General features: G+C 65.9%; 18 protein-coding genes. 9 read left to right on the top strand and 9 right to left on the bottom strand.

What is annotated here, in order from left to right; genetic code table 11:
- Positions 1 to 142: 142 nt before the first annotated feature.
- Genes ATO6_RS13795 through ATO6_RS13785 form a run of 3 tightly spaced genes read left to right on the top strand, consistent with a single transcriptional unit; the run spans position 143 to position 2,541 of the window.
- On the top strand, positions 143 to 625 hold the full coding sequence (locus tag ATO6_RS13795; RefSeq protein ID WP_088624602.1) for a GNAT family N-acetyltransferase: 483 nt from the start codon (positions 143 to 145) through the stop codon (positions 623 to 625).
- Positions 626 to 661: 36 nt separating this feature from the next.
- On the top strand, positions 662 to 1,408 hold the full coding sequence (locus tag ATO6_RS13790; protein ID WP_088624601.1) for an alpha/beta fold hydrolase: 747 nt from the start codon (positions 662 to 664) through the stop codon (positions 1,406 to 1,408).
- Complete coding sequence (locus tag ATO6_RS13785; RefSeq protein ID WP_088624600.1) at positions 1,405 to 2,541, top strand: alpha-D-ribose 1-methylphosphonate 5-triphosphate diphosphatase; 1,137 nt, start codon at positions 1,405 to 1,407, stop codon at positions 2,539 to 2,541. Before ATO6_RS13790 ends, ATO6_RS13785 begins: the two co-directional genes overlap by 4 nt.
- A gap of 3 nt (positions 2,542 to 2,544) precedes the next feature.
- Here the strand turns inward: ATO6_RS13785 and ATO6_RS13780 are convergent, their stop codons facing one another.
- On the bottom strand, positions 2,545 to 3,609 hold the full coding sequence (locus ATO6_RS13780; RefSeq protein WP_088624599.1) for a 5-(carboxyamino)imidazole ribonucleotide synthase: 1,065 nt from the start codon (positions 3,607 to 3,609) through the stop codon (positions 2,545 to 2,547).
- A complete protein-coding gene (gene purE, locus ATO6_RS13775) occupies positions 3,602 to 4,090 on the bottom strand; it encodes a 5-(carboxyamino)imidazole ribonucleotide mutase (RefSeq protein ID WP_088624598.1) in 489 nt (162 codons plus the stop codon). The genes ATO6_RS13780 and purE overlap by 8 nt, the downstream gene beginning before the upstream one ends.
- 72 nt (positions 4,091 to 4,162) lie before the next feature.
- Here purE and ATO6_RS13770 point away from each other — a divergent pair, with 72 nt between their 5' ends.
- Complete coding sequence (locus ATO6_RS13770) at positions 4,163 to 4,738, top strand: hypothetical protein (RefSeq protein WP_088624597.1); 576 nt, start codon at positions 4,163 to 4,165, stop codon at positions 4,736 to 4,738.
- A gap of 3 nt (positions 4,739 to 4,741) precedes the next feature.
- Here ATO6_RS13770 and ATO6_RS13765 read toward each other — a convergent pair whose 3' ends face one another.
- Positions 4,742 to 4,966 (bottom strand): YdcH family protein, encoded by a 225-nt coding sequence (locus tag ATO6_RS13765; RefSeq protein WP_088624596.1) that lies wholly within the window; start codon positions 4,964 to 4,966, stop codon positions 4,742 to 4,744.
- A gap of 202 nt (positions 4,967 to 5,168) precedes the next feature.
- On the opposite strand from ATO6_RS13765, the gene ATO6_RS13760 reads away from it, so the two are divergent.
- The 4 genes from ATO6_RS13760 (at position 5,169) to ATO6_RS13745 (ending at position 8,518) form a co-directional block, all read left to right on the top strand.
- Entirely contained in the window at positions 5,169 to 5,582 is a 414-nt protein-coding gene (locus tag ATO6_RS13760; RefSeq protein WP_088624858.1) for an Hsp20 family protein, read from the top strand.
- Between the two features lie 5 nt (positions 5,583 to 5,587).
- Positions 5,588 to 5,815 (top strand): DUF1150 family protein, encoded by a 228-nt coding sequence (locus tag ATO6_RS13755; RefSeq protein WP_088624595.1) that lies wholly within the window; start codon positions 5,588 to 5,590, stop codon positions 5,813 to 5,815.
- 363 nt (positions 5,816 to 6,178) lie between these two features.
- Positions 6,179 to 7,492 (top strand): hypothetical protein, encoded by a 1,314-nt coding sequence (locus ATO6_RS13750; RefSeq protein WP_141102001.1) that lies wholly within the window; start codon positions 6,179 to 6,181, stop codon positions 7,490 to 7,492.
- A 135-nt stretch (positions 7,493 to 7,627) separates the two neighbouring features.
- The gene (locus ATO6_RS13745; RefSeq protein WP_088624593.1) at positions 7,628 to 8,518 is read left to right on the top strand and encodes a PhzF family phenazine biosynthesis protein; all 891 of its coding nucleotides are present in this window, start codon (positions 7,628 to 7,630) and stop codon (positions 8,516 to 8,518) included.
- Between the two features lie 4 nt (positions 8,519 to 8,522).
- Here ATO6_RS13745 and ATO6_RS13740 read toward each other — a convergent pair whose 3' ends face one another.
- From ATO6_RS13740 to trxB, 5 genes are all read right to left on the bottom strand, one after another.
- Positions 8,523 to 9,356 (bottom strand): glycosyltransferase family A protein, encoded by an 834-nt coding sequence (locus tag ATO6_RS13740; RefSeq protein WP_088624592.1) that lies wholly within the window; start codon positions 9,354 to 9,356, stop codon positions 8,523 to 8,525.
- Positions 9,357 to 9,471: 115 nt separating this feature from the next.
- Positions 9,472 to 10,251, bottom strand: a complete 780-nt coding sequence (locus tag ATO6_RS13735) for a glycosyltransferase family 2 protein (RefSeq protein WP_141102000.1) — start codon at positions 10,249 to 10,251, stop codon at positions 9,472 to 9,474.
- A 369-nt stretch (positions 10,252 to 10,620) separates the two neighbouring features.
- Complete coding sequence (locus ATO6_RS13730; RefSeq protein WP_254919155.1) at positions 10,621 to 12,723, bottom strand: bifunctional sulfate adenylyltransferase/adenylylsulfate kinase; 2,103 nt, start codon at positions 12,721 to 12,723, stop codon at positions 10,621 to 10,623.
- 108 nt (positions 12,724 to 12,831) lie between these two features.
- Positions 12,832 to 14,160 (bottom strand): cytochrome P450, encoded by a 1,329-nt coding sequence (locus ATO6_RS13725; protein WP_088624589.1) that lies wholly within the window; start codon positions 14,158 to 14,160, stop codon positions 12,832 to 12,834.
- Positions 14,161 to 14,292: 132 nt separating this feature from the next.
- Positions 14,293 to 15,288 carry a thioredoxin-disulfide reductase gene (trxB, locus tag ATO6_RS13720; RefSeq protein WP_088624588.1) on the bottom strand — a complete coding sequence of 332 codons (996 nt, stop codon included), beginning with the start codon at positions 15,286 to 15,288 and terminating at the stop codon, positions 14,293 to 14,295.
- Between the two features lie 218 nt (positions 15,289 to 15,506).
- On the opposite strand from trxB, the gene ATO6_RS13715 reads away from it, so the two are divergent.
- Positions 15,507 to 16,007 carry an Lrp/AsnC family transcriptional regulator gene (locus ATO6_RS13715; protein ID WP_088624857.1) on the top strand — a complete coding sequence of 167 codons (501 nt, stop codon included), beginning with the start codon at positions 15,507 to 15,509 and terminating at the stop codon, positions 16,005 to 16,007.
- Positions 16,008 to 16,697: 690 nt separating this feature from the next.
- On the opposite strand, the gene ATO6_RS13710 is transcribed toward ATO6_RS13715, so the two are convergent.
- Positions 16,698 to 17,678, bottom strand: a complete 981-nt coding sequence (locus ATO6_RS13710; protein ID WP_217899004.1) for a zinc-binding dehydrogenase — start codon at positions 17,676 to 17,678, stop codon at positions 16,698 to 16,700.
- Positions 17,679 to 17,702 lie beyond the last annotated feature (24 nt).

Here is a 17,702-nt window from a genome sequence, read left to right as displayed (position 1 = left end):
CTATTTTCCAGACAATTGTGACATGCCCGCAATGGGCCGCGTGAAAATCGAGGGCACCGCCCTTGCGCCTTGGTCCTGCCCTTTGGCTAGCTGACCATCTGCAGCGGCGTATCTTGCGCCATGTTATCCGGACCGCCCGCCGATGCTACTCCGTTTTGTCCTGCCCGAAGACCGGGACACCATTTCCGACCTACTGACGGCCTCGTTCCCGTCGGATGCCGAGGCGCGTCTGGTGCAGGACCTGCGCGATGCGGGGGACATGATGGTCGAACTGGTCGCCGTGCTCGATCCGGGCATCGTCGGCTACATCGGCTTCGCCCGCCACTATGATCCCAAGGGCTGGTACTGCCTGTCCCCGCTGGCCGTCGCCAAGCGGCACCGCCGCAAGGGGATCGGGGCCGAACTCGTGCGCTACGGCCTCGACTACGCCCGCCGCCACGGCGCGCAGGCGATTACCGTGCTGGGCGATACGCGCTACTACCGGCGCTTCGGTTTCACCCACAAGGCGGCCGAGAACCTGACCTCGCACTTTCCCGAGGAGCACACACTGCTCTACCCGATCGCACCGGGCACTTCGGGAACGGCGGCGCACCTGCACTACCCCGACGCCTTCTACCGGTTCTAGCGGAGGCCGGTCTTCCGGTGCTATGCGGTGCCGGTGATGCGAGCCCTTATCCCCTCTCTCCTGACGGCGCTGGCCCTCTCCGCCGCACCCGCCCCCGCGGCGACGCCCGGCTGCGTCGTGCTGCTGCACGGACTGGCGCGGACCGAGGCGTCGATGTGGGCGATGGCCGGGGCGCTGGAGCGGCGCGGCTACAGGGTGGTGCGGCCCGGCTATCCCTCTACCAGCGCGCCGGTCGCCGAACTGGCCGAGGATCTGCTGCCCCGCGCCGTCGCCGCGTGCCGGGGGGAGCGCCTTTCTTTCGTGACCCATTCGATGGGCGGTATCCTGCTCCGCTGGTGGCTGGCGGGCCGCGCCGCGCCGGAACGTCTGACGCGGGTGGTGATGCTGGCGCCGCCGAACCATGGATCGGGCATTGTCGACGCGCTCGGGCATCTGGACCTGTTCCAGTGGCTGAACGGTCCGGCCGGGCTGCAGCTCGGCACCGACGGGCTGCCGTCGGACCTGCCGCCGGTGACGTTCCCGCTGGGCGTCATCGCGGGCAGCCGCAGCCTGAACCCGGTGTTCTCGGCGCTGGTCGAGGGGCGGGACGACGGCAAGGTCTCGATCCGCTCGACGCGGGTCGAGGGGATGACGGCGCATATCACGCTGCCGGTCACGCACACCTTCATGATGTCCGACCCGGTCGTGATCGCCCAGACCATCGCCTTTCTCGACACCGGGACATTCCGCCCCGGCCTCGGCTGGTGGCAGGCGCTTGGCGAGGTGATGGAGGGCGGGGAGTGAAACCGTTCCACATCACCGGCGCTCAGGTGCTGCGTCCGGGCGGGCTGGACGACGCGCCGCTCGGCATCGCCGGGGCGCGGATCGCCGATGAATTGCCGGGGCGCGCCGTCGACCTGACCGGCTGGCTGGTCCTGCCGGGGATCGTCGACATTCACGGCGACGGCTTCGAACGTCACCTCGCCCCCCGGCGCGGCGCGATGAGCGACCTCGCCTCGGGCCTGATCGCGACCGAGGCGGAACTGGCGGCGAACGGTATCACCACCGCCGTGCTGGCCCAGTTCTGGAGCTGGGAGGGCGGAATGCGCGGCCCGGACTTCGCTCTGGCGATGCTCGACGCGTTGGACCGGGTTCGGGGCGGCTTCGGGACCGATCTGCTGTGCCAGTTGCGGCTCGAAACGCACCTGATCGACGACTACCGCCGGTTCGAGGAGGCCGTCGCGCGCCATCGCGTGCCCTATGTCGTCTTCAACGACCATCTGCCGCATGCCGCGCTGAACGCGGGCCGCAAGGTGCCGCGTCTGACCGGGCAGGCGCTGAAATCCGGCCGTTCGCCCGAGGCGCATCTGGCGCTGCTTGAGGCGCTCCATGCCCGCGATCCCGAGGTGCCCGATGCCGTCACGGCGCTGGCCGCGCGGCTGGCGGGGCAGGGGGTGCGGACCGGCAGCCACGATGACCCGGACGCCGAGACGCGCAGGCTCTGGCGCGGGCGGGGCGTGACGCTGTCGGAGTTCCCGGAAACGCCGGACGCCGCCGCCGAGGCCGCCGGCGCCGGGGAGCCGGTCGTGATGGGCGCGCCGAACGTGATGCGCGGCGGATCGCACGCGGGCAAGGTCGCGGCCGAGGATATCGTCCGGTCCGGTCACTGCACCGCGCTGGCGTCTGACTACCACTACCCCGCGCCGCGCCTCGCCGCTCTGAAACTGGCGGAGTCGCTGGGGCTTGGGGCCGCGTGGCGTCTCGTCTCCTCGGGGCCCGCCGAAGTGCTGGGCCTGATCGACCGGGGGCACCTGTCGCCCGGCGCGCGGGCGGATCTGGTAATCCTCCACCCGGGAACGGGGCGCGTCGGCGCGACCATCGCGGGGGGCGAGGTGCGTTACATGTCGGGCGAGGTCGCCCGCGCCTTCATCGGCTGAGGGTTATCCGCTGCGGGGGCGGACGATATTGGCATGGCCCATCTTGCGGCCCGGACGCGCATCGCCCTTGCCGTAGAGATGCAGCGCCGTGTCGGCGCGTTTCGCCAGCTCCGGCACCCGGTCCATATCCGCGCCGATCAGGTTTTCCATCACCACGTCCGCATGCCGCGACCCGTCGCCGAGCGGCCAGCCCGCGACGGCCCGGATATGCTGTTCGAACTGGTCCACGGTGCAGCCGTTCTGCGTCCAGTGGCCCGAATTGTGGACCCGCGGTGCGATCTCGTTCACCACCAGCCCGCCGGGCGTGACGAAGAGCTCGACCCCCAGCACGCCGACATAATCGAGCGCGTTCAGGATGCGCGAGGCCAGCAGCACCGCGTCGGTCCTGAGCGACGACGGGATCGGCGCGGGCACGGTGGTGCGGCGCAGGATGCCGTCCTCGTGCAGGTTCTCGCCCGGATCGTAGCAGGCAACGTCTCCATCCACGTTCCGCGCGGCGATGACCGAAACTTCGGTCGAGAAGTCGATGAAGCCTTCGAGGATCGACGGTGCCCCGGCCATCGCCTCCCACGCCGCCGCGGCGTCGCCGGGCGACTTCAGCCGCGCCTGTCCCTTGCCGTCATAGCCAAGACGCCGGGTCTTGAGGATCGCGGGCGTGCCGATCTGCGCAACCGCGGCCTCCAGCGCGGAGAGGTCGTCGACCGCCGCGTAGGGCGCGGTCTTCAGCCCCAGCCCGCTGAGGAAATCCTTTTCTGTCAGCCGGTCCTGGCTGATCCGCAGCGCCTCGCGTCCCGGACGGATGGGGCGGCGCGATTCCAGCAGGTCGAGCGCCGAGGTCGGCACGTTCTCGAACTCGTAGGTGATGACGTCCACGCTGTCGGCAAAGGCCAGCAGCGCCGCCGCGTCCTCGTAGGGCGCGGTGGTGCAGGCGTGGGCCACGTCGGCGGCGGGCGGGTTCGCGCCCGGCTCGTAGATGTGGCAGCGCAGGCCGAGGCGCGAGGCCGCGACCGACAGCATCCGGCCCAGCTGGCCACCGCCGAGGATGCCGATGGTGCGGATGTCACTCATCCTCGGGCACCTCGGGGATGGAGGCAGACAGCGCCGCGCGCCATGCGTCCAGCCGGTCGGCCAGCGCCGGGTCCGAGGTGGCGAGGATCGCGGCGGCCATCAGCCCCGCGTTCGCGGCCCCGGCCGATCCGATGGCCATGGTTGCGACGGGAAAGCCCTTGGGCATCTGGACGATGGAGTAGAGGCTGTCGACGCCGGACAAAGCCCGCGTCTGCACCGGCACGCCGATGACGGGCACGCGGGTCTTGGATGCCATCATGCCCGGCAGATGTGCCGCGCCGCCCGCGCCCGCGATGATGACCTTGAGGCCCCGGCCCGCGGCTTCCTTGCCGTAGGACCACAGCCGGTCGGGCGTGCGGTGCGCGCTGACGATCCGGGTCTCGTAGGGCACGCCCAGTTCGTCGAGGATCGTGGCGGCCTCCTTCATCGTCGGCCAGTCGGACTGGCTGCCCATGATGATCCCGATCTCGACTCCGGACATTGGCCGCTCCTCACAGTTGAGACTTTCGATTATATTGAGGCATCCATGACATCAATACGCGAACAAATCTGAATGGAGACGAAGGCCGATCGGATCAGGGCACTTGCCGCGACCGGAATGCCGGTCGCCGACATCGCGCGACACCTCGGTATCCGGTATCAGCATGTATACAACGTCCTGAAAAGATCGGGCGTCTCGCCGGGGGCGTCCAGTGCGCCCCCTCAAGTGACAGCGCAACAGGGCAAGCCAAGGTTGCCGATAGAGCTTCTGCTGGCCGCCGGATTTCGTGAGCGGACAGCTTGGGAGCAGGGCGAAGACGGACGCCTTTCAGTCCCGTCCGATTTGCCGAAACAGCCCGGTCTCTATGCCTTTCACGATGGCAGGCATGCTCTCTACGTCGGACTGGCTTCCATGGGTCTTTCCAAACGGATCAGGTTCTATGCACGTCCGGGATCATCTCAGCGGACGTCGATGCGCATCGGCGCGTTGATAGGTGAAGCGCTTGCACTCGGGCAGACGGTGGGACTTCTTACGATGGAGCCGCCGCACGGCATCTGGAACGGATTGCCCATACACACCGCAGCCGGCGTCGAGCTGGGCCTGATACAGACCTACAGCCTCGACTGGAACATTCGCAGCGCAGGCTGAAAATTAGGCGATGATGTCCGGCGTCAGCCGGTCCTCGATCGCCGCGATCAGGTCCTTCAGCCGCAGCTTCTGCTTCTTCAGCCGCTGCAGGGTCAGCTGGTCCGCCGTGCCGCGGTCCTGCAGCGCCCGGATCGCGTCGTCCAGATCGCGGTGCTGCTGGCGAAAGACCTCCAGTTCGACCCGCAGCACCTCGTCGGTCTTCATCGAGATGTCGTTCTGGGCGTTCATGGCGTGGTCCGGGACTGTTGCTTTGCCCGGACGATACCGCGTCCACCCGCTTCGGGAAAGGCCGTTGCACAGGAACCATCCACCCGGAACTGCCCGCATCCGACTCCTTGCGCGGTGTGAGAGCAGCCCCCATATTCGATAGCGAAGGGGCGCCGCCTGACAGGGACGCCACGGAAATGTCGCTTGGGACAAGGACATGTCGATGACGAAACTCACGCTGGGGTCTCACCCCTATCTTCTCGGGTTCGAACAGCTCGAGCGCCTGCTGGAACGCGGCGCCAAGGGTGGGAACGAGGGCTATCCCCCGTTCAACATCGAACAGACCTCGGACAATTCCTATCGCATCACGCTCGCCGTCGCGGGCTTCACCGACGCCGATCTGTCGATCACGGTCGAGGATCGCCAACTGGTGATCCGGGGCCGTCAGGCCGACGACAGCGAAGGCCGCACCTTTCTGCACCGCGGTATCGCGGCGCGTCAGTTCCAGCGCAGTTTCGTGCTGGCCGAGGGCGTGGAAGTGGGCGAGGCGCGACTGGAAAACGGGCTTTTGCACGTGGATCTGAACCGAGCGGAGCCCGAACGCGTTATCCAGACGATACGGATCACGAAGGGGTAGTAGAGATGGAAACGAAATACGAAGTCACTCAGGACGAAACGCAGCGGATCGTCTACATCCGCCCGGTCGCGGTCGAGGACCTGCCGGTCGAGGTGCGTGCGCAGGCCGAAGGTGCGGACACCGTCTATGCGGTGCATGACGAGGACGGCGAGCGGCTGGCGCTGGTCAAGGACCGGAACCTCGCCTTCATCCTGGCCCGCCAGAACGATTTCGCACCGGTCACGGTGCACTAGGCCCTCTTCTCAGCTGCATGCCAACGGCGGGACCCCGTGCTACGATTACGGCGCGGGGTCGCGCCGGATATTGAGCACTTGCCCGAGAAGCGATTCGCAATTTCGCCCTTTGTGATTGCGAAACGGTGTTGGATCGGGCTCCGGAATAGTTTCCCAAATCTTAAGTCCAATTGGGCCGAAACAACGGGTTTTCGGCCTTTTCGGTATTCTTCTTGCGGAATGTGACGAAATTGGGGCAGTCTGTTTCGGTGACGTGGGAGGTGATGTAACCAATCGGCATATATGGAGAGTTTTAATCTCCTTTGGGTTGTCTCTGGTTCAGTATTTTGACGGCGTCGCGATAAATGTTACTGGGGGTCTATAATGACTTTTAAGAAATATATGCTGCTCGCGACGGTGGCATCTATGCCGCTGGCCGCATTCGCGGATGAAAACAACGCCTATCTTGACCAATCCGGTCCCGGCAACACCGCAAGTATCGACCAGTCCGGGGGGAGCCGGAACGATGCTGGTTCCGCTTCCGGCAGCATCGAACAGTTTGCAGGCCAACCTCTGACGCAGGTCAACACGCTGACCATCGTTCAGAGCGGTGACGACAACAGCATCGGCCTGACACCGCTGGGCAGCAGCGGAACCGGATTCCGGCAGCAGTCGCAGAAGACCAACGGGTCGAGCGCGGACATCCTGCAGGCGTCGAACGACAACGTCATCGGGTCCGTTTTCCAGAGCACCCGCTTCGGGGGATCCTACCAGTCCGGCAACACCCTGACGGTGGAACAGTCCGGCGGCGACGGCAACACGATCGCCAAGATCACGCAGGACCGCGATGGCGGTGACAATGGCAGCACGGCCGACATCAAGATGCTGGGCGCCGGCAACGCCATCGACCAGGTCACCCAGGTGACGAAAGGCAGCGCGGCGACGCCGCGGCTGGGCAACGATCTGACCGTCACGATTTCCGGCGACAGCAACGGTACCCTGGGTCTGTCGGGTTTCGCGGCCGCATCCGGTGCAACCGACAGCAGCTTCATCCAGGGCACGCGGTACTACAACGGCATTCTTCACAGCAACAACACCGCGAACGTCGACATTTCGGGGTCGAACAACGAATTCGGCGTGACGCAGCTCGGCGATGACAACACCATCGGCACGCTGGATATTGATGGTAACAGCAACCAAGTCGGTACCTACCAGTACGGCAACCGCAACCTGATCACCATCTCGACGCTGTCTGTCGGCAACGACTTCAACAATGTCGGTGTCACGCAGTTTGATGACGACAACGAGGCCGATGTCACCGTGTCGGGCAGCACCAACAGCTTCGGTGTCTATCAGTCGGGTGACAGAAACGGTGTCATGCTGACCGTGGATGGCAGCGGCAACGGACTGGCTCCGCTGAATGCGACCGGTCTTGTCGGCAGCGCGCTGACGGCGTCGAACGGTTCGCTCATGTTCGAGGTGGGCATGATCAAGCAGTTCGGCGACGACAACGATGTGACCGCCGGGTTCTCGGGCGAACGCAATCTGTTCGGCATGGTTCAGGACGGCGCGCTCAACGTCATCACGGCAAGCGTCACCGGGAACGACAACGTGTCGGCGGTGGTGCAGGTCGGCGGCTCCAACGTTGCCAACTACACCCAGGGCGGCAACGGCAACAACGTGGGCATTCTTCAGTAACTGCCCGAACCGTATCGTCCCGAGGGATGAGCAAGCGCCCGCGATCAGGTATCGCGGGCGCTTCGCATATCCGGGCACGTTGACAGCGTTCCCTGTCCTGACCAGTCTGCAGCCGGACAGGGTGAGGGGACGGGAATGAAGACTTACGACTGCGACTGGGTCGACGCGTTCACGGACCGGCCCTTCGGCGGCAACCCCTGCGTGGTCGTGCACGGGGCCGACGATATCTCCGTTCAGAACCGGATCGCGTTGGTGCGCGAAACGCGGCTGTCCGAATGCGCCTATGTGGTCGCCTCGGACCGGGCTGATTTCGGCGCGCGGTATTACCTGCCGGATGGAGAAATCCCGATGGCCGGCCACCCGACCGTCGCCACCGTCGTGTCGCTGGTCAGCCGCGGCATCGTCCCGCTGACGGACGGCCGGGCCGCCTTCACGCTCGAGGTCGGGGCGGGCGTGCTGCAGATCGAGGTGGAACAGGTTGCCGATGGCCCGGCCGTGGTCACCATGACCCAGCTTCGGACGGAGTTCGGCAAGACCTACGATCCGGATCGCATCGCCCGCCTCTTCGGCCTGTCCGGTGAGGATGTGTTGGACACCCCGCAGACCGTCTCCACCGGGTCGCGGTTCTGCATCCTGGCGCTGCGCACGCTCGACGCGCTGCGCCGTGCGGGCCCGGATCATCCCGCGTTCGAGGCGTTTCTTGCCGATCCCGAGACCGACTGCCGGATGGTGTTCTTGACGGTGCCGCAGGGCACGACCCCGGCGGGCGATACATCGTCACGCCTGTTCATGCGCCAGCCGGGCCCGTGGGAGGATCCCTTCACCGGTTCGGCGACCGGCTGCATGGCCGCCTATCTCTGGGCGCGAGGGCACCTGCCGGGCCCATGCTTCGTCGCCGAACAGGGGCACTTCATGGACCGCCCCGGACAGGCGCGGGTCGAGGTGCTGGGGCCGCCAGACGATATTTCAGGGGTCAAGGTCGGCGGGTCGGGCGTCGTGCTGATGCGCGGCAGCCTTGGTCTGTGAGCGGTCAGGGCCAGATGCCGTAGGTCTTTCTGAAGTATTCGATACAGGCGCGGTTGGCGGCGCTGCGGTCCATGCCCGCATGAACGGCCTTGTGCAGCGGATCAAAGACGTCGGCGGGGGCCGTCGGGATGTAGCGGTGGCTGGCATCCAGCCAGATCGGCACGCCGTTCTTGCCCATTTGTCCCGCCAGCCAGACATCGTCGACTGACCGCAGTTCCCACGGAATGTCGTAGGCATCCTCGTCGAAGAACTCGGGCCGCACCATGACGCCACCGTGGCCCAGCACGATGTCGACATAGCCCGATCTGAGGTGCGCACGTCGACCGGGGGCGGGCTGTGGTCGGCCGGTGAGCCGGGTCATGATCCAGCGCTTGAAGCGACGGGTCTGAAAGAAAGGGTCCGTCTTGCGCCACAGGCGCAGGGCGCGCGGCTGATGCTCCCGTTCCATCGTGGCGGGCGCGTCGTCGCGCGCCTCGGTGCCGTCAGTGGCGATCGCCTCGTTCGGGCGCTGTCGACGCATCCTGACGAAACGGGCCGTCCAGTCGCGGGGGTAGAGCACGTCGTCATCGCAGAAGATGATGTCGACATCCTGCCCTTTGAATTCACGCACCGCCGGCAGTGCCTTGGTCGCGGGGCCGTAGTCCGTGTCACAGACGTGGACCTCGACCCCTTCGGGCACCTCGGGCAGGCTGCCGTCGTAATCCGGGAAGCGCGCGTAGGTTTTCGGAACGTAGACGATGATGCGGTCTGCCTTCACCGTCTGGTTCAGCAGGCATCTGAGGGTCGGACCGATCTGGTTGAACCTGGAAGGGATCGTTGACAGCGAAATGATCAGCACATCCAGAACCTCCGTGATGGCCCGCGCAGGCCATACAGCCAAACGGCGTCAAACCAAAGCGGCAATCTGCACCCCGGTCACTTCGCCATATTGGCGTCGCGCCGGGCGCGCGGCGTCACGTCCAGATGGCGAAGGTCTTCCGCAGGTGCTCGGCCGCCTGTCGGTTGATGTCCAGCCGCCCGAAACCCCCGACGACCATGTTCACGAGCGGTTCCGCAAGTTCGGCCTCGGTCGTCTGCACTGTCTGCTGGCCGGCATCGAGCCAGATCGGGATCCCCCGCCGCGCCAGCATTCCCGACAGCCAGACGTCATCGACGTGACGGCAGACGTCCGGAATAACAAAGGCCTCTTCGTCGAAGAACTCGGGCCGGACCAGCACGCCGGCGTAGCCTTCGAAAATGTCCACATATCCGGACCGGATGTGGGCGTGCCGCCGGGGCTTGAGCCCCGGTTTTCCCGTCAGACGTTGCAGCATGGCCCAGTGCATCAGCCGAGCCTGATAGGCCAGGTCCGCCTTGCGCCATGTTCGCATGGCGCGCGGGGTCAGGAGCCCTTTTCGCGCATCCGGCAGCAGGCCGCCGACCTCGAACCCGTCGCCCGCGATGGCCATGCCCGGACGCTTCCGCCCCTGAGACTCGAAACGGGCGGCCCAGTTGCGTGGGTAGAGCCCGTCGTCATCGCACAGCAGGAGGTCTACGGGCTGGCCGGCGAACTCGCGCACGGCAGGCAGGATCTTGGTCGCGGGGCCGAAATCCTCGTCCACGATGCGCAATTCGACGCCGTCGGGCAGGGCGGGAGGCGGTCCATCAAAATCCGGCCAGCGTCGATACTGCCGCGGGATGTACAGGATCACGCGGTCAGGGCGTCTGCTTTGCATGGCAAGCGTGCGGAACATGGGCGCAAGCTTCTGGAACCGCGGCGGGATCGTGGAAAGCGAAACTATCAGCATGTGGCGGGAATCGACCAAGGGGACTCCGCGGCAATATATGCCGATCCGCCGACATTTGGCGTGCCGAAATGCAGGACCGGCGCCCTATTGCCGCCCGCACCGCCGCACTATCGCGGAACCATAAAGGCGGTCAGCTGTTTTGCCCGGACGCCCCAAACAGGAGACATCCCATGAACCGCATCATCTGGCTCGTCGGTCTTATCGTCATCGTGCTCTTCATCCTCGGCTTCCTCGGCCTGCGCTGAGGCCCGGAAACGAAAAACCCCTGCCGGTCGCCGGACCGGCAGGGGTTTCGCAGTTTCAGCGCATCGCGGCTCAGTGCGCGGCGATCAGGCCCATGCTTTCGAGCTTGAGGATCACCTGGTGGGCGCAGTTGTCCACGTCGGTGCCTTCGGTCTCGACCCGCAGCTCGGGCTTTTCGGGAACGTCATAGGGATCCGAAATCCCGGTGAATTCCTTGATCTTGCCTTCGCGCGCCAGCTTGTAGAGCCCCTTGCGGTCGCGGCGTTCGCATTCCTCGATCGTGGTCGCGACGTGCACTTCGACAAAGGCGCCGAACTGCTCGACATCCTCGCGCACGGCCCGGCGGGTGGTGGCATAGGGCGCGATCGGGGCGCAGATGGCGATGCCGCCGTTCTTGGTGATCTCGGACGCGACATAGCCGATGCGGCGGATGTTCAGGTCACGGTGCTCTTTCGAGAAGCCCAGCTCCGAGCTGAGGTTCTTCCGCACGATGTCACCGTCCAGCAGGGTGACGGGACGGCCGCCCATCTCCATCAGCTTGACCATCAGCGCGTTGGCGATCGTCGACTTGCCCGAGCCCGAGAAGCCGGTGAAGAACACGGTGAAGCCCTGCTTGGAGCGCGGCGGCTTGGTGCGGCGCAGTTCCTTGACCACCTCGGGGAACGAGAACCATTCCGGGATCTCCAGCCCTTCGGCCAGACGGCGGCGCAGTTCGGTGCCCGAGATGTTCAGGATCGTGATCTGATCCTTGTCCTCGATCTCGTCGATGGCTTCGTACTGGGCGCGCTCCTGCACATAGACCATGTGTTTGAAGTCGACCATCTCGATGCCCATTTCCTCCTGATGCTGGCGGAACAGGTCCTGCGCATCATAGGGGCCGTAGAAGTCTTCGCCCTTGGAGTTGGAGCCGGGGCCGGCGTGGTCGCGGCCGACGATGAAATGGGTGCAGCCGTAGTTCTTGCGGATCAGCCCGTGCCAGACGGCCTCGCGCGGGCCGGCCATGCGCATGGCGAGCGGCAGCAGGCTCATCGTGGTGGTCGAACCCGGATACTTGTCCAGAACCGCCTCGTAGCAGCGGACGCGGGTGAAGTGGTCCACGTCGCCCGGCTTGGTCATGCCGACGACCGGGTGGATCAGCAGGTTGGCCTGCGCTTCCTTGGCGGCGCGGAAGGTCAGTTCCTGGTGTGCGCGGTGCAGCGGGTTGCGGGTCTGGAACGCGACGACGCGGCGCCAGCCGAGCTTGCGGAAGTAGGCGCGCAGTTCGTTCGGCGTGTCGCGGCGGGCGCGGAAATCATAGTGCACGGGCTGCTGGATGCCGGTGACCGGGCCGCCGAGGTAGATCTTGCCGGCGGTGTTGTGCAGGTAGTTGACGGCGGGATGCGCGCTGTCATCTGCGCCGAAGACCTTCTCGGCCTCTTTCGCCTTGTCCGGCGTCCAGCGGTCGGTGACGGTCATGGTCCCGAGGATCACGCCTTCCTGGTCGCGCAGGGCGATGTCCTGGCCGATCTCGATGCTGTCGGCGAACTTTTCGCTGACGTCGAGCGTGATGGGCATCGGCCACAGGGTGCCGTTGGCCAGCCGCATGTTGTCGACGACGCCGTTGTAATCCTCTTCCGACAGGAAGCCCTTGAGCGGGTTGAAGCCGCCGTTCATCAGCAGTTCCAGATCGCAGATCTGGCGCGGGGACAGGTCCCAGCTGGTCAGGTCGGCGGCTTCGACCTTCAGTTTCTGCGCGCTGTCGTATGACACGAACAGCTCGGGGATCGGTGCAAGGTTGTTCTGCATGAAAGTAGTCCTGTCGTTTAAGGGGATCAGGCGCGCGCCCGATCCAGTCAGTTCGGCATGTAAGCTCTGATATTCGGCGAATTTCCGTGCGAGGAAGCGGTCGGCCAGCCTGGCTTTCTCGGTCGCGCCGCGCATGGTCAGGGTATAGGCGAAGCGCTGGCGCCGGTCGGGCCCCTCGCGTTCGCTGATCGTGATGAACCCGGCCTCTGCGGCGGACCTGAGCTGTGCGTTCAACCGGCCCAGCGACACGCCAATGGCCGAGGCGATGGACCGCTGCGATGCCTGGGGCGCCATGTCCAGATGGCGCAGGAGGCGGAACAGCTGACCTTCCTCGTCAGTGATGATATGGCGTTTCAGGGCGGTCAAGGCGGGCGACTCAAGTGTGTTCACGGCTGAACGCATCACACAGTTCTGCGGCGCAGCAAAGCATTTTCTTTCGGGGCTTAGGATTTTATTCGGCCGGACCACTGGTCAGTGGCCCAGTTGCCACCGCCGGCTTCAGCGCCGGGACAGTATGATCGGCAGTCCGCCCTTGGGGCGGGGAATGGGCAGGCGTTGCCAATGGACCGGCGCATCGCCCGCGGGCGCTATGCGGTAACGGGACAGAATGGCGCGGACCAGCATTTTCATCTGCATCGTCGCAAAGTGCATTCCGATACACTTGTGCGCGCCGCCGCCGAAGGGGGTCCATGCGAACCGGTGGCTGCGATCTTCGGCCCGGTCGGGTGCGTAGCGGTCAGGGTCGAAACGGTCGGGGTCGGTGTAGTGGCGCTCGGACGTGTGGATGACCCCCACCTGGACGTTGATCATCGTTCCCGCCGGGATCGGAATGCCGGCCCATTCGAAGGCGCGCAGGCTGCGGCGCGAGATGACCGGCGCCGGGGGGATCAGGCGCAGGCCCTCCTTCATCACACGTTCGGTGAGCGGCATGCGCTCCAGCATATCAGGTGTGAAGGGGCCATCGCCGAGGGCTGCGGCCTCCTCCGCCACCCGATCCTGCCAGTCGGGATGTTCCGCCAGGGTCCAGATCATGCTGGTCAGTGCGGTGGCGGTCGTGTCATGCGCGGCCACCAGCAGGAAGGTGAAATGCGCGACGATCTCGTCGGTGGTCCAGGCGCGCCCTTCCTCATCCTCGGCGCGGCACATCTCGGAAAAGAAGTCGGTGCCGTCGCCGCCGCGTCGTTCGGTCATCAATTGGGTCAGCAGCCGGGTCATGTCGGCCCTCGCCTTCAGGCCGCGCGCATAGGTGGAGCCGGGCAGGGGCACGCGCAGGATGGCCATCGACGAGGCCACCAGCGCCATGAAGGCCCTGTTCAGCTCTTCCGCGCGCGGATCGTCCAGCGGCAGTCCGGCAAATACGTTGGCGCCCAGCCTCAGCGTCGCATCCTTGATGGCGGGATAGAAGGTCATCGGCGTGTCCACGGGCCATTCGTCGATCAGCGGCCCGATCACCGGCGCCATCAGGTCCAGGTAGCTGTCGAGCGCCGGTTTGCGGAACGCGACCTGCATGATCCGGCGATGCGCCCTGTGGTCGTCGAAATCGCGCAGCATCAGCCCGCCGCTGAAGGTGCGCGTCAGCAGGTCCCAGCCCAGCGTGTTCGAGAAGAGTTTGTCCGGATCGGTCAGCACATATTGCGCCGCTTCCGCCGAGGTGAGCGAGACGCGCCAGCGGCCCATGAAGCGCACACGGTAGACCTCTCCGAACTGCGCCGCGTTGCTGCGTGTGAAGGCTGCGAGGTCCTTCAGGCTATCGAGCGTATTGCCGAAGAAGAGGGTCTGCGGAGGCGCCGGAATATGCGCCAGTTCAGCGGGCGTGGGATCCTTCATCGAAAATCACTCCTCGTAAAACCCCGCCAGATTAAGGCGGAGCCGAAGAGTTTTCACCAGTTTTCTGGGTTTTCGCCGGGGGGCGGCCGTCAGGTCCGCCCGCCGGGCATGGCCGGAAAGCCCTCTACGCCGTCAGCCGCCGACCACGGCCACGGGTGCCTCGGGCGCGGTGCCGTCGGCGACATCGTCATCCACGGCCGCCAGGAAATGCTCGGCGTCGAGCGCGGCCATGCAGCCCATCCCGGCGCTGGTGACGGCCTGGCGGTACTTGTGATCGGTCAGGTCCCCTGCGGCAAAGACACCGGGGATCGATGTTTCGGTCGAGCCGGGCTTCACCTTCACATAGCCGCCGTTGTGCAGTTCCAGCTGGTCCTTCACCAGCTCGGACGCGGGCGCGTGGCCGATGGCGATGAAAACGCCCTTGGCCGGGATTTCGGTCACTTCGCCCGTATCCACGTGCTTCACGCGCACGGCGCTGACGCCCTTGGGATTGTCCTCGCCCACGACCTCTTCCAGCACGTGGTGCCACAGCGGTTCGATCTTGGGGTTCTTCATAAGCCGGTCGATCAGGATCTTCTCGGCCCGCAGTTCGTCGCGGCGGTGGATCAGCGTGACCTTGGACGCGAAGTTGGTCAGGAACAGCGCCTCTTCCACGGCGGTGTTGCCGCCGCCGATGACCACGATCTCCTGCCCGCGGTAGAAGAAGCCGTCACAGGTCGCGCAGGCGGAGACGCCGAAGCCCTTGAAGGCCTCCTCGCTGTCGAGGCCCAGCCATTTCGCCCGCGCGCCGGTCGCGAGGATCACGGCGTCGGCCACATATTCGGTGCCGCTGTCGCCCTTGGCGGTGAAGGGGCGCTTGGAAAGATCCAGATCGGTGATGATGTCCCCGACGATCTCGCAACCCATGGCCTTGGCATGGGCTTCCATCCGGACCATCAGGTCGGGGCCCTGCACCTCGGTGTCGCCGGGCCAGTTCTCGACCTCGGTGGTGGTGGTCAGCTGACCGCCGGGTTCGATCCCCTGCACGAGGATCGGCGACAGCATGGCGCGGCTGGCATAGACGCCCGCCGTATAGCCCGCCGGGCCCGATCCGATGATGAGAACCTTTGTCTTGCGCGTCTCGGCCATAATGCGTCCCCCATGATAGGTGTCAGCGGGATATAGGCGTTCGGCGGGCCGAGTGGAACCCCGCCACGCCTCCGGTCTGGCAGCCATGCGCGGGGCGGTATGCTTGGGAAACGGGCAGGGATATGCGGGCAGCTGCAAGAAAATTTCCCCGCCTTGAAAGAATCTTGCGCGCAGATCCCGCGCTGTTATAAGAATCGCAAATTCTGGGGAGCATGATGATGACGGCGGGGCGGCTCGATCCGATCGACCGAAAAATTCTGGCTGAACTGCAGGCCGACGGACGCATGACCAATGTCGAGCTTGCGCGCCGCGTCGGCATATCGGCCCCGCCCTGTCTGCGCCGCGTGCGCACGTTGGAGGATCAGGGCTACATCCGCGGCTACCACGCCAATGTCGACACGCGCGAACTGGGGTTCGAGGTTCAGGTCTTTGCCATGGTCGGTCTGCAGAGCCAGGCCGAGGCGGACTTGTCGCGTTTCGAGAAGCGCTGCCGCGAGTGGTCACTGGTCCGGGAATGCCACATGCTGAACGGCGAGGTGGATTTCATCCTGAAATGCGTGGCGCCCGACCTGTCGACCTTCCAGACCTTCCTGACCGAGGAACTGACGGCGGCCGACAACGTGGCCAGCGTCAAGACCTCGCTGGTGATCCGCTGCGCCAAGGACGAACCCGGCGTCCCCTTCGACGTGCTCGAGGCACGGCTCGCCCGGAACGCCTGAGCGATCCGTCCGGCTGTCCCGGCGGATGTAATTGCCATCGGTGCCTGCGGCTAACAAGCCTGAACACTCTGCATGCCTTGTCTTGTCGCTGTCCGGCCCGGATGGATGCGCGACGGAGAGTCCGGCGGGCGGCAGTTCAACGTGAGTTGTCGGCGTTAGGGGCTGACCGGGACCAATTGACCAGCCGCTCCCGCCTGATCGGGATGCGGCCGGCTGCTGTTCCCGATCAGGCGCGGAATCAAGGCGAAGCCGCCGCGCCTGGCGCCTGCCCGTCCCGGCGGGTAGGCGCCGTGTCATCCGCGCGATGACCTTGGGCAGACGCGGTTTGTGGCGAGGATAAAGCGCGCCGTTCAGTCGTTGTGGGCGCCCACCCACGGGCAGGTTACCCGGCCGATTGGCTGGGGCAAGGGAAGCCTGCCAAGATGGATGCATTTCCCGACCGGGCGCGGAATCAAGGGCGAAGCCCGCCGCGCCGAGCGCCTGCCCGTCCCTGCGGGTAGGCGCTGTGTCATCCGCGCGATGACCTGTGGCGGAGGAGGTTTCTGGCGGGGATAAAGCGCACCGGTCAATCGGCGGAGGCGCCCACCCACGGGCAGGCACCCCAGGGGTCCGATTGCGTCGAAGGATCCCTTTGCGTCAGCATCGCGATCCGGCACGAACCGGAAACTGGACGGTCGGATATCTTCGCCCTCAGTTCCCCGGCGTCACCGCGATCTTGCCGAAATGGGTGTTCGCCTTCATCTCGTCCAGCGCCTCGCGGATCTGCATCAGCGGCATCGTCCGGTCGATCGGCAGGCTGTAGTGCCCCGCCTCGAAATCCGGCCAGACATCGCGCTGCACCACCTCGTTGATCGCCGCCACGTCCTCGACCGTCCGGGTGCGGAACGTGACCCCGATGTAGTGGATCCGCCGCAGCGCATGCAGGTCGAAGTTGAACTCGCCCATCTGTCCCGCCAGACGGCCGACGTTGACGATCCGGCCCTCGTAGGCGGTGCAGGACAGGGCGTCGTTGATGTAGGGGCCGGACAGCATGTCGACGATCACGTCCACGCCGCGCCCGCCGGTCAGCTCCAGCACTTTGTCGGCCCAGCCCTCGGCGGTCGGGTCGATGGCGTGATCCGCGCCGAATTCCGCCAGCCGCGACCGCCGCGCCTCGGTCGTCGAGGTGCCGATCACCAGCGATGCGCCGCGGCGCTTGGCGATCTGCATCCCCAGCAGGCCGACCCCGGACGAGGCCCCGAGGATCATCACCGCGTCCCCGGCCTTCATCCGCCCGTTGATCAGGACGGCATCGGTCATGGTGCGCAGCGCGACCGGGTAGCAGGTGGCGGTGGTCCACTCCATCCCCTCGGGCACCGGGAAACAGCGCCGGTGATCGGCCACCGCGTATTCCGCGAAACCGCCATTGCCCGAGCACATCACCCGGTCGCCGGGTTTGTATCCCCCGGCATCCGGTCCGGCCGAGACCACTTCGCCCGCCCATTCCAGCCCGATCGGCTGGCCGGAATGGCTGTGGAACCCGTGTCGCCCGCCTGCCGCGATCAGTAGGTCGGCGCGGTTGAGCGAGGCGGCGCAGACCCGCACCAGAACCTCGGTGGGGCCCGGTTCGGGCACCGGCATGTCCCGGATCTCGGGCCCGTTGTCGCCAAGTACGGCGGCTTTCATCGTCATCTTTGCTCTCCTGTCCGGGGGCGG

Origin of the sequence: Oceanicola sp. 22II-s10i, assembly GCF_002210105.1 — a bacterium.
Taxonomy (GTDB): Bacteria; Pseudomonadota; Alphaproteobacteria; order Rhodobacterales; family Rhodobacteraceae; genus Pseudooceanicola.
This window is presented reverse-complemented; position numbering and strand designations above follow the sequence as displayed.